The sequence below is a fragment of the Pseudomonas putida genome (assembly GCF_028682175.1).
GTDB lineage: Bacteria > Pseudomonadota > Gammaproteobacteria > Pseudomonadales > Pseudomonadaceae > Aquipseudomonas > Aquipseudomonas putida_AD.
In genome coordinates this window covers 48,795-62,777 of sequence record NZ_JANHKS010000014.1, presented here as the reverse complement: position 1 = coordinate 62,777, position 13,983 = coordinate 48,795, and the positions used below count along the sequence as shown (strand labels likewise).

21 protein-coding genes are annotated in these 13,983 nt (G+C 60.5%); 7 read left to right on the top strand and 14 right to left on the bottom strand.

All coding sequences use genetic code 11. The annotated features are described in order from the left end of the window. The first annotated feature begins 184 nt into the window (after nucleotides 1–184). Entirely contained in the window at nucleotides 185–382 is a 198-nt protein-coding gene (locus NPS29_RS12355) for a hypothetical protein (protein ID WP_274132873.1), read from the top strand. A 7-nt stretch (nucleotides 383–389) separates the two neighbouring features. On the opposite strand, the gene NPS29_RS12350 is transcribed toward NPS29_RS12355, so the two are convergent. The 7 genes from NPS29_RS12350 to NPS29_RS12320 form a co-directional block, all read right to left on the bottom strand. Continuing rightward, the gene (locus NPS29_RS12350) at nucleotides 390–1,418 is read right to left on the bottom strand and encodes a nucleoside hydrolase (protein WP_274132872.1); all 1,029 of its coding nucleotides are present in this window, start codon (nucleotides 1,416–1,418) and stop codon (nucleotides 390–392) included. A gap of 41 nt (nucleotides 1,419–1,459) precedes the next feature. Then, complete coding sequence (gene rbsD / locus NPS29_RS12345; protein ID WP_274132871.1) at nucleotides 1,460–1,864, bottom strand: D-ribose pyranase; 405 nt, start codon at nucleotides 1,862–1,864, stop codon at nucleotides 1,460–1,462. After that, a complete protein-coding gene (gene rbsK, locus NPS29_RS12340; RefSeq protein WP_274132870.1) occupies nucleotides 1,861–2,778 on the bottom strand; it encodes a ribokinase in 918 nt (305 codons plus the stop codon). Before rbsK ends, rbsD begins: the two co-directional genes overlap by 4 nt. 33 nt (nucleotides 2,779–2,811) lie before the next feature. Then, nucleotides 2,812–3,837, bottom strand: a complete 1,026-nt coding sequence (locus tag NPS29_RS12335; protein ID WP_274132868.1) for a LacI family DNA-binding transcriptional regulator — start codon at nucleotides 3,835–3,837, stop codon at nucleotides 2,812–2,814. Between the two features lies 1 nt (nucleotide 3,838). Then, on the bottom strand, nucleotides 3,839–4,834 hold the full coding sequence (locus tag NPS29_RS12330) for an ABC transporter permease (protein WP_274132867.1): 996 nt from the start codon (nucleotides 4,832–4,834) through the stop codon (nucleotides 3,839–3,841). Then, nucleotides 4,834–6,384, bottom strand: coding sequence for a sugar ABC transporter ATP-binding protein (locus NPS29_RS12325; protein ID WP_274132866.1), 1,551 nt, complete (start codon nucleotides 6,382–6,384; stop codon nucleotides 4,834–4,836). The genes NPS29_RS12330 and NPS29_RS12325 overlap by 1 nt, the downstream gene beginning before the upstream one ends. 67 nt (nucleotides 6,385–6,451) lie before the next feature. Beyond that, a complete protein-coding gene (locus NPS29_RS12320) occupies nucleotides 6,452–7,411 on the bottom strand; it encodes a sugar ABC transporter substrate-binding protein (RefSeq protein WP_274132864.1) in 960 nt (319 codons plus the stop codon). Nucleotides 7,412–7,721: 310 nt separating this feature from the next. Here NPS29_RS12320 and NPS29_RS12315 point away from each other — a divergent pair, with 310 nt between their 5' ends. Next, entirely contained in the window at nucleotides 7,722–7,991 is a 270-nt protein-coding gene (locus NPS29_RS12315) for a hypothetical protein (RefSeq protein ID WP_274132863.1), read from the top strand. An 8-nt stretch (nucleotides 7,992–7,999) separates the two neighbouring features. Here NPS29_RS12315 and NPS29_RS12310 read toward each other — a convergent pair whose 3' ends face one another. Next, complete coding sequence (locus NPS29_RS12310; protein WP_274132984.1) at nucleotides 8,000–8,362, bottom strand: DUF1883 domain-containing protein; 363 nt, start codon at nucleotides 8,360–8,362, stop codon at nucleotides 8,000–8,002. Then, nucleotides 8,358–8,582: a YgdI/YgdR family lipoprotein gene (locus NPS29_RS12305; protein ID WP_274132862.1), complete on the bottom strand. Its 225-nt coding sequence runs from the start codon at nucleotides 8,580–8,582 to the stop codon at nucleotides 8,358–8,360. The genes NPS29_RS12310 and NPS29_RS12305 overlap by 5 nt, the downstream gene beginning before the upstream one ends. 203 nt (nucleotides 8,583–8,785) lie before the next feature. Here NPS29_RS12305 and NPS29_RS12300 point away from each other — a divergent pair, with 203 nt between their 5' ends. Both NPS29_RS12300 and NPS29_RS12295 read left to right on the top strand, forming a co-directional pair. Next, nucleotides 8,786–9,037, top strand: coding sequence for a DUF1654 domain-containing protein (locus NPS29_RS12300; RefSeq protein ID WP_274132861.1), 252 nt, complete (start codon nucleotides 8,786–8,788; stop codon nucleotides 9,035–9,037). Between the two features lie 114 nt (nucleotides 9,038–9,151). Next, the gene (locus NPS29_RS12295) at nucleotides 9,152–10,216 is read left to right on the top strand and encodes an endonuclease/exonuclease/phosphatase family protein (RefSeq protein WP_274132860.1); all 1,065 of its coding nucleotides are present in this window, start codon (nucleotides 9,152–9,154) and stop codon (nucleotides 10,214–10,216) included. A 58-nt stretch (nucleotides 10,217–10,274) separates the two neighbouring features. On the opposite strand, the gene NPS29_RS12290 is transcribed toward NPS29_RS12295, so the two are convergent. Then, complete coding sequence (locus tag NPS29_RS12290) at nucleotides 10,275–10,604, bottom strand: hypothetical protein (RefSeq protein ID WP_274132859.1); 330 nt, start codon at nucleotides 10,602–10,604, stop codon at nucleotides 10,275–10,277. A gap of 480 nt (nucleotides 10,605–11,084) precedes the next feature. Between NPS29_RS12290 and NPS29_RS12285 the strand changes: the two genes are divergently transcribed. Continuing rightward, entirely contained in the window at nucleotides 11,085–11,309 is a 225-nt protein-coding gene (locus tag NPS29_RS12285; protein WP_274132858.1) for a DUF6555 family protein, read from the top strand. A gap of 83 nt (nucleotides 11,310–11,392) precedes the next feature. Next, nucleotides 11,393–11,647 carry a hypothetical protein gene (locus NPS29_RS12280; RefSeq protein WP_274132857.1) on the top strand — a complete coding sequence of 85 codons (255 nt, stop codon included), beginning with the start codon at nucleotides 11,393–11,395 and terminating at the stop codon, nucleotides 11,645–11,647. A gap of 200 nt (nucleotides 11,648–11,847) precedes the next feature. Here the strand turns inward: NPS29_RS12280 and map are convergent, their stop codons facing one another. From map to NPS29_RS12265, 3 genes are all read right to left on the bottom strand, one after another. Further along, entirely contained in the window at nucleotides 11,848–12,633 is a 786-nt protein-coding gene (gene map, locus NPS29_RS12275) for a type I methionyl aminopeptidase (RefSeq protein WP_274132856.1), read from the bottom strand. Then, nucleotides 12,630–12,881 (bottom strand): ParD-like family protein, encoded by a 252-nt coding sequence (locus NPS29_RS12270; RefSeq protein ID WP_274132855.1) that lies wholly within the window; start codon nucleotides 12,879–12,881, stop codon nucleotides 12,630–12,632. Before NPS29_RS12270 ends, map begins: the two co-directional genes overlap by 4 nt. Nucleotides 12,882–12,969: 88 nt before the next feature. Then, nucleotides 12,970–13,308 carry a helix-turn-helix domain-containing protein gene (locus NPS29_RS12265; protein ID WP_274132854.1) on the bottom strand — a complete coding sequence of 113 codons (339 nt, stop codon included), beginning with the start codon at nucleotides 13,306–13,308 and terminating at the stop codon, nucleotides 12,970–12,972. A gap of 190 nt (nucleotides 13,309–13,498) precedes the next feature. On the opposite strand from NPS29_RS12265, the gene NPS29_RS12260 reads away from it, so the two are divergent. Further along, entirely contained in the window at nucleotides 13,499–13,654 is a 156-nt protein-coding gene (locus NPS29_RS12260; RefSeq protein ID WP_274132852.1) for a hypothetical protein, read from the top strand. Between the two features lie 37 nt (nucleotides 13,655–13,691). Here NPS29_RS12260 and NPS29_RS12255 read toward each other — a convergent pair whose 3' ends face one another. Further along, on the bottom strand, nucleotides 13,692–13,907 hold the full coding sequence (locus tag NPS29_RS12255; RefSeq protein WP_274132989.1) for a hypothetical protein: 216 nt from the start codon (nucleotides 13,905–13,907) through the stop codon (nucleotides 13,692–13,694). Between the last annotated feature and the right edge of the window lie 76 nt (nucleotides 13,908–13,983).

Sequence of the window (13,983 nt, the reverse complement as noted above, 5' to 3'; positions counted from 1 at the left end):
GTCACAAAACGTTTGGTAACTTCCTCTGCCGCCACGCCAAAAGCACGCTCGATGCCTGACGCGAGCGGCGTTTCATGCCTAAGTAGCAGTGTGCAGTCCTGAGCAAAATGCTTTACTGCGCTGCCAGCCAGACGCGCTGGCACGGACACCAGGATCGTGATCGGTTTTTTAAGGACGTCAAGACATGGCAAGCGTAAGCATCGTTGCTGACATCAGGGCCAGATGGTCCCAGGGCCAATGCGCCCACAGCCCCGGCAGCGCCGAGGAGTTGGCGATCATCGCAGTTGACCTTCTGGTCAGGGAACTGGGCACCGACGGCGCCCAGGTGTTCATGGACCAGGTGTTTCTGCGCTACGCCAGCGAGGCCTTGAGCGACGCCTGAGCATGGGTTACTTGAGCCGTGCCAGGCGCTCGGTCAGCAGATCGAAGAAGCCCTGAGCGTCGCCATTCTCGATCCAGAACACATTCCTGGGCTGGCCCAGGGTGTCATACCAGTCGGCGACGGTCTGGCCAAAGCCCGGCCCTTCGCGGCTGTCGATCACCACATTGATCTGCCTGCCGGTGAACAGTTCGGGCTTGAGCAGCCAGGCAATCACGCTGGCATCGTGTACCGGGCCGCCTGGCAACCCGTAATGCACCATGTCCGCCTTGACGTACTCATTGAGAATATTGCCCACCAGCTTGCCGGCGTTGTTGTTCAGCGCCTCGATCTGTTTGAGGCGCTGCTCGCTGGTCAGGATCTTGTGGGTCACATCCAGCGGCACATAGGTCAGCTTGACGCCGCTGGCGAGCACCACCCTGGCCGCATCCGGGTCGGCGAACAGGTTGAATTCGGCCACCGGGGTGATGTTGCCGCCATTGAAATGCGCACCACCCATGACCACCACTTCCTTGATCCCCTGGGTGATTTCCGGCGCCTGGATCAGCGCCAGCGCGAGGTTGGTCTGCGGCCCGAGCATCGCGACGGTGATGCTGTGGGGCGCAGCCTTGCTCAAGGTCTCCACCAGGTACTGCACGGCGTTACCCTTGGCCAGGCCCTTGGCGGGTTCGTGCACCTCGACGCCGGGCAAGCCTTCCTTGCCGTGAATGTTCTCGGCGTAGATCGGCGGGCGCACCAGTGGCCGCCCTGCTCCGGCGTACACCGGCACCTCTTCGCGCCCTGCCCACTCACGGGCAAGACGGGCATTGCGCGACGTCTTGTCGATGCGCACATTGCCGGCAACCGTGGTGATCGCCAGGACATTGAGCTCATCCTTCGACGCCAGTGCCAGAAGCAGGGCCACGACATCATCGGCGCCCGGGTCGGTGTCGATGATCAGGTCACGGCGTTCGGCGGCCTGGGCCGCAGTGGCGGAGAAGATGGCCAACAGTGCGATGCTCCGGATCAGGTCGAGGAATGAAAGACGATTCTTGTGCATGTGAAACTCCCTGTTTCATGGGTATGGAACATAGTGCGAAATCAGAAGACCACACCTGCGACCAGCGCAATGTTGGTGTAGGGCTGGCATTCCCCTGTGCGCACGATGGCGCGGGCGCTGCGGCTCAACTGCTTGAGCGCATCATGGCTGACCACCCGCTGCTCGCCCAGGCCGCCTTCGGCGTTGAGCCTGTCCAGAACGCTCAGCGCCGGAGGCTGCTTGAGACGAATCTCTTCTGCCAGCACATGGCTTTCCACCTGCATTTCTGCCAGCACCGTATCCAGCACGCTGACGAAATCCGGAACGCCCCGGGTCAGGGCCAGGTCGATGAGCTCCACGCCAGGTGGCACCGGCATGCCGGCGTCGACAATCATCAGCACATCGCCGTGCCCCAGGGAGGCGATGACCCGCGACAGTGCAATATTCAACAGCGGCGTCTTTTTCATGGTTGATACCCCTGGACTTCAGCGAAGGTTGGAATGGACGGCTGGGCGCCCGAACGGGTGACAGACAACGCCGCCGCGATCTGTCCGAAACGGATCGCCTCGGCTTCGGATTTTCCGTCAGCCAGTGCCGCCGCAAATCCGCCGACGAAGGTGTCGCCCGCTGCAGTGGTGTCCACCGGCTTGACCCTGGGCGCAGGGAAATGCTCGACACGTTCCTGGCTTGCGAACAACGCGCCCTGCTCGCCCAGGGTCACCACCACCTTGCCGACGCCTGAGGCGAGCAGGGTTTTCGCGGCGGCTTCGGCACTGGCCGGGCTATCGACCGGCAACCCGGTGAGCGCCGTGGCTTCGCTTTCGTTGGGGATCAGGTAATCGACCCAGCCGTACCATTGCTCTGGTAATGGGCCTGTGGCGGGTGCCGGGTTGAGAATGACGGTCTTGCCCAGTTCATGACCGCGCTTGAGCACGTGGCCCACCGTGCTCTCGGGCACTTCCAGCTGGCAGATGATGACTTCGGCCTGTTGCAACAGAGCGTCGAAACCGTCCACCACGCTGGCGCTTACATGCCCATTGCCGCCGGCAACGATGACGATGGCGTTCTGGCTGTTATCGTCGACCACGATCAAGGCAACGCCAGTGGACTCACCCGCAATGGTCGTCACCGCCTGGCAATCGATGCCTTCGGTCAGCAACGCACTGCGCAATTGCTCGCCGTAGGCGTCGTCACCGACACAGCCGATCATCGCGACGCTGGCCCCCAGCCGCGCGGCAGCCACCGCCTGGTTCGCGCCCTTGCCGCCCGGGACGGTCACGAAGGATTGCCCGGCCAGGGTTTCTCCGGCGCGCGGCAGGCGCGGCGCCCGGGTCACCAGGTCCATGTTCAGACTGCCCACTATCACTACTTTTGCTTGCATGACGTCAATACCTTCAATCCGGCCTCGGCCGGCTCAGCGAAACTCGTTGAATGCGTTGGGCGGTGGCGCCGTGGACTCGCGCAGCACCATGCTCGGTGCGACGATCGACTGTTGCACATCAGGCGCCTCACCGCGCGTGGTGATCCTGCGCAGCAACACCTCGGCGGCGCGCTCACCCAGTTGCAGGATCGACTGCCCCACGGTGGTGAGCGCGGGGTAGACGAACTGGCTCATCTGGATGTCGTCGAAACCGACCACCGACAGATCGGCCGGCACTTTTACATTGCGCTCGGCCGCCGCACGCAGCACACCGATGCCTACCATATCGTTGGCAGCGAAGATTGCCGTGGGGCGATCTGTTTCCAGCAATGTACAGGCGGCCTGATAGCCACTGGGCCCGGTGAAGTCGCTCTCCACCACCCAGCTGTCCTGTACCTCGACGCCTGCTTCGCGCATCGCCCGCTGATACCCGGCCAGACGCATGCGCGCCACGCTGGTCTGCGCCGGACCGCAGATGCAGGCGATATGCTGGTGGCCCAGTTCCAGCAGGTGCGAGGTCGCAAGCCAGGCACCCAGTTCGTGGTCGATCCGTACCAGGTCCGCAGTAATGTTTTCCAGGTCCCGGTCGACGATCACCAACGGGGTGCGAACAGCAGCCAGGCTTTCGACCAGGCTGTCGTCGCCGCCCACCGAGGATACGATCAGGCCATCCACGCGTTTTTCCAGCAACACGCGCAGGTAATTGCGCTGTTTTTGCAGGTTATCGTCGGAATTGCAGAGGATCACGCAAAAGCCGTTGCGTTCGCAGTAGTCCTCGATGCCGCGGGCAAGTTCGGCGAAGTACGGGTTGATGCCATTGGGGATCAACAAGCCGATGGTGGCCGTGGACTTGGCCTTCAGCGAGCGCGCCACGGCACTGGGCACGTAGTCCAGCTGGGTGATGGCCTCCTCCACTTTCTTGCGCACGGCGTCACTCACTGGCCGTGTGCGGTTCAGCACATGGGAAACCGTGGTGTAGGAAATGCCTGCAAGTGCCGCAACGTCTTTGATAGTGGCCATATCAGCCCCGCCGTTTCGCGCGGTGGCTGCGGTAGGTGTCGAGGATCACGGCCACGACGATCACGGCACCTGTGATGATGCGCTTGGTGGGTTCGGTCGCGCCGATCTGCGCAAGCCCCGCCGCCAGCACCGAGATGATCAGGACCCCGAAGAAGGTACTGATGACCGAACCGCGCCCCCCCATCAGGCTGGTACCGCCGATCACCACGGCGGCGATGACCTGCAGTTCCAGACCGGAACCGGCGTTTGGATCGGCAGCTTCCAGACGGGAAATCTGGAACAGTGCGGCAATGCCCGCCAACAATCCCATCAGGGAAAACACCAGGATCTTGTAGGGCTTGGGATTGATCCCCGCCAGACGCACGGCTTCCTCGTTGGTGCCGATGCCGATCAGGTAGCGTCCGAACACTGTGCGGGTGAGCACCGCTTGCGCCGCGAAGATTACCAGCAGCGCAATCACGAACGACGGCGAGATGCCAAAGGCGAACGGGTTGGACAGCCAGGCGAAGGAGTCGCCGATGTACGCGGTGCGCGAATCGGTCAGTTGATACGCCACGCCCCGGGCCATTTCCAGCACGCCCAGGGACACGATGAACGATGGAATGCGCCAGGCCACGGTGATCGAGCCGGTCAGCGTGCCTGCGGCGGTCGCGCAGGCGATGCCCAGCAACGCCGATGGCAGCACGCCCCAACCCCAGCCGAGCATCGCGACACTCACCGCCGACGCCGCCAGCGCCAGCACCGAACCGACCGACAGGTCGATGCCGCCGATGATCAGGATGAAGGTCATGCCCACCGCCAGCACCATCAGGTCAGGGATCTGGTTGGCCAGGGTGCTGAACGTCTCATAGGACAGGAAGTGATCGCTGAGCAACGAGAACAGCACGATCATCGCCAGCAGGGCGCCGGCCAGCCCCAGGTAGGTGCCAAGGCCGAAATAGTTGCCGCTGCGCTTGCCTGGCGATGGCAGCGCGGCTTGTGTGGTAGAGGTTTTCATCAGGCAGTCCTGGGCGCGGCTTCAGACAGCAGCGCATCACGTTTTTGATAGCCGGCAAAGGCAGCGGCAAGAAGTTCGTCCTGGGTCCAGTGGTCGCGCTCGAAGGTGTCGATCAGGCGCCCGGCGGAAAGCACACCGATGCGATCGCAGATCAGCATCAGCTCGCGCAGGTCGCTGGACACCACCACCAGCGCCCGGCCTTGGCGCGTCAGCTCGCCAAGCAGCGCATAGATGTCGAATTTGGCGCCCACGTCGATGCCGCGGGTGGGCTCGTCGAACAGCATCACCTGGCAGTCGCGCTCCAGCCAGCGGCCGATCACCACTTTCTGCTGGTTGCCGCCGGACAGTTCCGACACCAGTTGCGTCGGACTGGAACTGCGAATGCGCATGGCTTCCACCTGACGCCGGGCCAGGGCCATTTCTGCGGCGCCGTTGACCACACCGGCGCTGGAAATCGCTTCCATGTTGCCCAGCGCGAAATTGGCGCTGATCGACTGCGACAGCAGCAGGCCTTCACCCTTGCGGTCTTCGGTAATCAGCGCGATGCCATGGCTGACGGCGTCCACCGGCGAGTTCACCCGCACCTGCCGAAGCGGTCGCCCCACTTCTACGGTCCCGCTGTCGGCGATATCGGCGCCGTAGATCAGGCGCAGCAACTCGGTACGCCCCGCGCCGATCAGTCCGGAGATGCCAAAGATCTCGCCGGCGCGCACGTCGAAGGACACATCGCGAACCTTGTCCGAACGGCTCAGCCCCTTGACCGACAGTGCCACTTCACCGATCTGCCGTTTGCCCAGATCGATATGCTCGCCCAGCTCGCGGCCGACCATCAGCGTCACCAACTGCTCGCTGTTGTAGTTGGCCATGGCATCGACGCACACCAGCTTGCCGTCGCGCAGTACGGCAATGCGCTGGGCGACGCGGGCCAGCTCTTCCAGGCGATGGGAGATATAGATGATGGACACACCGCGATCCTGCAGGCGCGTGATCTGCTCGAAGAGCATTTCGACTTCGCGGGCCGTCAGCATGGCGGTCGGCTCGTCGAGAATCAGCACATGGCAGTCGCCGATCAGGTTACGGGCGATCTCGACCATCTGCTGATGGCCAATGCCCAGCTCGCTGACCAGGGTGTCGGGGTCGATGGCATCCAGACCCACCTGGGCCATGGCCCGGGTCGCGTCTTCGCGCAGCTTCTTGCGATTGATGAAACCGGCCCGGCTGGGCAGGTTGTCGAGAAACAGGTTTTCGGCCACCGACAGCGTCGGCAGCAGGTTCAGTTCCTGCATGACCATGCGCACGCCGAGCCTCTCGGCCTGGGTACGACTGGCTGGCTGGTAGGGTTGCCCCTGGAATTGCATCTGGCCGGTGGTGGGCGTGACCAGGCCACCGATGATTTTCGACAGGGTGCTTTTGCCTGCGCCATTTTCCCCGGTCAGCGCCAACACTTCCCCGCGCATGAGCGTCAGGTCGATGTCACCGAGAACAGGTTGGGCGTAGGTTTTGCCAATGCCACTGACAGATAGAACAGCGGCCTGAGCAGACGCTGACATAACGCTCTCCACGCGCCTGCCCCTACGGGCAGACGCTGCTTACAGATGATTGCGACAGATCCCGCGCTTACTGCGCCTTGGTGACCAGCTCGACCGGGGTCTCGATAACGCCGTCCTTGATGTCGAGCTTCTCGCCCTTGACCATTTTCAGTGCGGTATCAATGCCGAACACAGCCTGCCGGGCGGCAAACTGGTCAGCTGTCGCCAGCACGCGACCATCCTTGAGCATAGGCTTGATGGCATTGATGTTGTCGTAGCCTACGACTTGCACCTTGCCGGTCTTGCCTGCGGTCTTGACTGCGGACACTGCACCCAGCGCCATGCTGTCGTTGCCGGCCAGCAGTGCTTTCAGGTTCGGGTGAGCGGTGAGCATGGCAGCGGCCACGGCGTTGCCTTTGTCGATTTCCCAGTTACCGGACTGGGTGGAGACGATCTTCATCTGCGCGCCATCCATCGCATCCTTGAAGCCTGCGGTGCGTTGCTGGGCGTTGGTGGTGGTCGGCACGCCTTCGATGATGCCGACTTCGTCGCCTGCGGCCAGTTGCTTGGCCAGGTAGTCACCCACCAGCTTGGCGCCTTTGCGGTTGTTCGGGCCTACGAAAGGCACTTCGATGTTCTTGCTTTTCAGCACATCGGCGTCGAGTTGGTTGTCGATGTTGACGACCTTGATACCGGCATCCATGGCCTTCTTGATGACCGAAGCCAACGCTTTGGAATCAGCGGGCGCGATGACCAGCGCGTCGACTTTCTTGACGATCATCTGGTTGACGATGTCGATCTGCGCGGCAGTGTCGGACTCGTTCTTGATGCCGTTGGAGATCAGGTCGAAATCGGCGGAATGTTGTTTCTGGTATTCCTTGGCGCCATCTTCCATGGTCAGGAAGAACTCGTTGGCCAGGGATTTCATCACCAGAGCGACGGTCGGTTTCTTTGCGTCATCGGCGAAGGCAGAGGTAACAGGCAGGGATACAGCGCCAGCGGTGAGCATGGCTACAGTAAGAAGACGTGCAGCGAATGGCAGCTTCATGGAGTCACTCCGATATTTATGATTATTGTATCGGCAACGAATGCGGGTCATTTTTGGCAACGCTGACCAGAAGCAAACGTTTGCGTGGTCGAAACTATGGGCAATCGCTCAATGCTTTGTCAACTGCGCAGGCACCGCAATCGCTGAAATGCCTGACCTGTGCAAGCCTTTGTGAGCTTAGACTCAAATAGAAATATTATTCGCACCCAGGGCCTGTAATCAGTGCGGCTGCGCTAATATGCCCGCCGTCAGGCAGCGCCACGCTGGCAGCGGTGTCGCACTATTTCGATGGATGTGGGGAACAACAACGATGGACCCGGCCGTAACGGACACACGCGCCGAGGAGGGATCAGATCCGGCCTCGGACTTCATTGCGTCGATGATTTCTTCCCTTCCCGGTTCAGGTGCGATTGGCAAGAGCCGGGAGGCTCAACGGCAGTGGTATGAATCCCTGTCGCAGGAGCAGCAGATGCAGGTCCGCGACAGGATCCGCGCCGAGATTTCACGCATCCGGTCCCAGTTCGGCAAGCGAACCGACTCGATTGCCGCGCCTGCGGTCAGGTTCCGCGATTACGGTTGAGCCGCGCTTCAGCCCAGCCTTGAGCCTGAACGTCGAACGATCTTGATCGAATGCTTGACGTTCGGCTTGCGGGTGACGCTGATCGCCCTCTGGGTCACGGTATCGATCGTGATGTTCCAGAAACCGGTGCTGGGCACCACGATCTTCGCCGGAAACCGGTCGAACGCGCCGCCGTGATAGGTGTGGCGCCCGCCATTCTTGAAACTGCGGAAATTGGCGTCGCTCATGAGGCGGATGTTGCAGGTGTTGGAACACTCGATGACCACAATGTCGTCTTCGTTGAGGTGTTCGCGCTGGTGGATGAATTTCACGGGATGTTTCCAAGAATAAAAGCCTGGGTGCCAGAATATCACGGCACCCCATGGCTTAATCTTCCTCTTTAACGGTTGCCACCTCATCCGCGCGGACCTTCACGGTCTTCCCGGAAATGTCCTTGAACTCGTAGAAACCATCATCGCTCTTGGTCTTGGGCAAGTCCTTGGTCACGTATTGCGTGCCGTTCTGCAAGGTCACCACCGTGGCAGTTGAGCATCCGGCCAGCAGGGTGCAACCGATCAGTGCCGCGCACAGCCCCAACCCTTTGATATTCATGACAACTCCTTTATTTCCGATCATCGCGAACCGAATCGCCAACAGAGAATCTGATCGGTTTGATCGACTTTGGTTCGCTGGCCGGAAATGAATGATGAAATCAACCGACCACAGCCTCGTGAGACTTTGTCTTACGTCGATGTTGCGAAACGTCCCACTCTGAAATACTGTATGCACGTACAGCAATAACAAGGGATTTCTTCGTGTCTGACACCACCTCTTCAGCGGCCGCCCTGTCCGGTTCCTACGAACGCCTGGGCGTACGCATCCAGAAAATCATCAACGCCCCCACGGCACAGCGCTCCCGCTCTGCCCTGATCTTCCGCCTGGCGGACGAGCAGGAAGATGACTGGAACCAGTTGCTGGAGGAGATCGCCGAGAACGACAACGTCACCCTCGCCTGGCGCGATGATGGCGGCGTGCAGATCTTCTGGACCGTGCCCAGGGAAGACTGATTCGTGCAGGCCTGACCTGCGTTGCCGTCGCCCGCATTCCCCTGTCAATCCACCCCGCCGACGAGACCCGCGCTCGTTCGGCTTTCGTTTGATCAAGCCTCTAGTTGGTAAATGATGTTCAGATTTTTTGTTTCGCTGTTGCTGGCCCTTTCTTTTCTGCAAAACGCGAGCGCCGACGTCATTATCGGCACCTGGAACCTGGAGCACCTGAGCGTGCGCCCCAACAAGGACTTTCAAGGCATCGCCAAGGTCGCGCAGAAGGTCGACTTTCTGGCCGTGCAGGAATTGATGAACGAACAGGCGCTGGATGCGCTGGCCAAGGAGTTGAGCAAGCAGACCGGCAAGCACTGGAGCGCCATGGCCTCTCACGCCGTGGGGCGTAAGTCCTACAAGGAAATGTACGGTTTCGTCTGGCGTGACGACGTGGTGGCCTATGAAGACGGCGCGGTGACTTACCTGGACCGCAACGACACCTTCGAGCGAGAGCCTTACTCCGCCCGCTTCAAATCACTCAAGGACGGCACCACGTTCGTGGTGGCGACGGTCCACATCCTGTACGGCAAGAGCCAGGCCGACCGCGCCTCGGAGATCACCGCGCTGTCCGATTACTGGACCTGGCTGAAAGACACCTACCCTGGCAACAACCAGATCATGCTGATGGGTGACTTCAACACGCCACCGACCTCCCCTGCCTGGGGCAACCTGGACGCCAGCGCCAAGCCGCTGGTGCTGACCGGGGCGAGCACGCTGTCGACCACCGACGGCAAGTTTTCGAACCTGTACGACAACATTTTCGTCAGCAAGAACTCGGCGATCCGGGTCAACAACGTGCAGATTTTCAACTACCCGAAATTTCTGGGCATGACCCACGCGCAAGGGCGCGACAGTGTGTCGGACCATGCACCGGTGTTCATCAGCGCGAACTTCAGTGGTGGCAGCCAGGCCATCGCGCCCACTCAGGCCAAGGCACCGCTGCCCAACCCGATGAAGCCTTCGACAGCCGCCAACGACAGCGGGAAAAACCTCACCGTGGCCATTCGCGGCAACAAGAAGACCATGGTTTATCACCGCCCGGGTTGCCCGTCCTATGACGCCATTGCCGAGCAGAACCGCGTCGAGTTCGCCAACGCGGCCGCCGCCGAAGCGCAGCACTATCGCCTGGCCGGGAACTGCCACTGATCGAGGGGACGACCGGGAGGGGCGCAAGCCACCTTCCGGTCATACGGCATGGCGGGTGTTATTTGCGCGCCAGATCGTGCTGGATGCAACCCTCGTAGTAGGTCTGGCGTACTGCCGAAGGCTTGAGGCGTGAACGGCTCTTGTAGGTCTGCTCGGTGATGCCCACCGCCATCTTGCGCATCCACGGCTTGGGATATTGCTTGCCCTGCAACTTCTTGCGTGCGCTGTACAGCGTGGTACCTGAGAGCTTGGATTGCTGGGCAGTCTGCGCCACGCCAGCGCCCCATTTGCAGACTTGCTGGTCGTTCTTGCTGATGCTCCGGGCCTCAGCCGGCAACGCTGCCGCCATCAAGATAAACGCCACCACGCCCAAACCCATTCTACGCATACGCCCTCGTCCCGGAATTGCCTGAAAAGAAAGGATTTTTTCAGAAAACAGGACCCATGCGGGCCATCAGATTGCCTTTTTTCACAAAACATTTCGATTGGCCTGCATCAGCGACGTCACGCACCTGGGACGCCGGGCAATGCCTATCCAAACACGTGCAGTTACACATTGCTTCGACGCTTCGGATAGAACTGTCCATCCAAACAGATATGGCACAAGGCCGCTCATCGGCCACCGGTTCAAAAGCCCGCCAAACAATGCAATTCTCTCGCGGTCGGTAGCCCGTGCACAGCATGTGCAGCTACTCGTCTCAGGCAGAGAAAACGCGGCACGATCCCGGGCAATGTATTGATACAGCCTGTATCGATCTCGAAATGAAGTGACAGCACCCCTGATGCATGGGGTAGGCATTCTGTCAGGTACATCAGGAAGTACTCAATTTCAGAGCGGCGTGCACGACGCCCCACAGGCCAGATGACGATGAATGACTCTAGGGATTTTGAAATTCATTACCAGTTTCGCGGCGAATCCAGACAATTTTCCCACCACGCACGGCACCTGTGCGAAAGCGAAGCCTTGCACTTCGCCACCCTGCACGCAGGTGTGGGCGATCTGGACGGCACCTTCACCGCAGGCCCCTTGCGGCTCGCCATGCGCCATGCCGAAGGGCTTGGCGTGACTCAGGTTCAATGGAAACGCGCCTGAAACGATAAAAGTCCAAACCAACGCCCGATGCGGTGGTCGGTATCTACAAGCAGCGCTCATTACACCAGCAAAGCGAGGAAGATATGACCATCGACAACACGCTGAAGAAAGAGGTTCTTACCCGACTGTTGCACGCCCACCCAGGCGGCCTTGGCAAGGAGGTGCTGGACAATTACCGAGGAGAGCACGCCGTTGCCGACACCCTGGAACACCTGCAGCAGGCAGGCCTGATTCATGACGGTTGCGTTGACAGCCCCGCCAAAGGCGAACGCACGCTGAAATACCCGGTCAAGCTCAGCTCTGCGGGCGTCGATGCGGCCAAACAGCTCCAGGGCTGACCTGCCCTGAACGTAAAAAACCGGCTAAGGCCGGTTTTTTACTGGGTAACGGTCTGGTGTTCTCCCCAAGTGCTGCACGCCTGATCACCCATGAGCCGGTCAGGGGCAGCACTCCAGGGGAACGAGAATAAGACTACAAGCTGGGTCGCTTTTTCGTCACTGAATCAATTGTGTCTTAATTCGTCTGGAGGCGTTCTGCCTCATACCGGCGGGTAGCTGCCAGTGCCATCCGGCCACGGGGTCAGCAGTTCAAAGCCGGTCTGGGTCACCGCCACCATATGCTCCCACTGCGCCGACAGGGACTGGTCGCGGGTGAGCACGGTCCAGCCGTCATCGAGCACATGGGTGCCAGGCTTGCCGGCGTTGATCATCGGCTCGATGGTGAACACCATGCCGGGCTTGAGTTTCAGGCCCTTGCCTGCAGCACCGTAATGCAGCACCTGAGGCTCTTCGTGGTATTTGCGGCCAATGCCGTGCCCGCAATACTCGCGCACCACGCTGAAGCCCTCGCGATAGGCCACGGTCTGGATCGCGTGGCCGATATCTCCCAGGGTCGCGCCAGGGCGCACCGCGTGAATACCTGCCAGCGTGGCTTCGTAGGTGGTTTCCACCAGACGCCTGGCCAACGGGCTGACTTCACCGACGTAGTACATGCGGCTGGTGTCGCCGTACCAGCCATCCTTGATGACCGCCACGTCGATGTTGACGATATCACCTTCCTTGAGAATATCGTCCGCACTCGGAATACCGTGGCACACCACGGTGTTGGGCGAAATGCAGGTGGTCTTGGTGAAGCCGTGGTAGCCGACGTTGGCCGGCGTAACCTTCAACTCGTTGACGATGTAGGCGTTGCAGATGTCATCGAGGGCTTCGGTGCTGACACCCGGCTTTACATAAGGGCCGATCATGGCCAGCACATCGGCAGCCAGGCGCCCCGCTACCCTCAGACCGACCAGATCGGCTTCGCTCTTGATGCTGACGCTCATTGCAGCACCGCCTTTACCTGAGGTTCGCTGACCGTCTCGTCGGGCTGTAGCCCATGCAGCGCGTGGCCCGAGGTTTCGGCGCGAATCAGCAACTGACAGATGTCACTGTAGTTCAGACCCGGGTTGAGCTCTGCCAGCATGCCGACGCGCATCCAGTGCTCGGCCTGGGCATTGATGGAGCGGCTCAGCGCAGCGCTGGCCGAGCGGATGTTGGCGTGCATGTGTTCGGAAATCTTGACCAGTCCCATATATGACCTCGCGATGAATATACGAAGCATATACGTTTCGTATACTGCTTCACAAGCTCGCTGTCAGCATGGGTGACACATGCGCAGGCTAGCTCGCAGGCTCGGTGGCACACTCGGACAACGACGTGGCCAACTGCGAGATGGCCTCTTGATCGTCTTCGTTGAGCGCCCGGTAGTGGGTGATGATTGCCCTTTCCGCGTCGTTCAGGGTGTCCATGGTCAGGGGTGTGCGTTCGCCTGACACCACGTACAGCACGTCCATCCCTTTCTTGCCCAACGCGACGAGGTAGTCGGCACGCGGAATGCGCTCGCCATTCTCGTATTTGCCCTGGGCATTGGCTTCAACACCGCCAATGGCCCCGAACTCCTGTTGCGAGAGCCCCAGGCGTTTGCGCTCTTCTTTCAAGCGGGTACCAAGATCTTTCATCAGACGGGCCTCGAAACGGGTTGTGTCTAAACCAAGACCCCATTGGTCCGAGGGAGTTGCCATCTACCCGACAATTGTTCAAGCTGCGCGCTTTTGGGCCTCATGGAATCCCGGAGCAGGCCGATAGATTCGGATGGACAGTTTGTCATTTGCAATGGCAACCCGATTTCTGCAGTTCGGAGAACCAGACGTGATCACATTTTTGCTAGGTTGGTGCGTGTTGTCGGTCATTGGTACGCTGATCGCACTGAGCCTGATCAGAACCGGCAAACGGCGCCAGCCTGACGCCGACAGCCTGGCCACTCAGGAAGCCCCTGTCGCAGTACCGCTGCCCCAGCAAAACTGAGCCCTGCAAGGCTCGACATCCGCCTGCGCGGGCAGAATCACTCTGCCGCGCGCTGCACGCTTTCCGATGGATAATCAGCGTTGCCGGCCACCAGGGCCATGTCAGCGCTGAACTGGCGAACGCCCGCCGCCAAAGCCAGAAAATCCTCGCGCTGCATGTCATTGCCCCAGACGCTGCTGAACGTGGCTTCCGATGTCTGCGCGGAGAATGAAGTGTGGGCGATGACTTGATTCATTTGGATGGTCGATTGCATGGTCGATGCCTCTTTCTCGAATACTGTTTAAACATACAGTATTTTTATCGACCTGCAAACGCAAGTGCCGATTCGA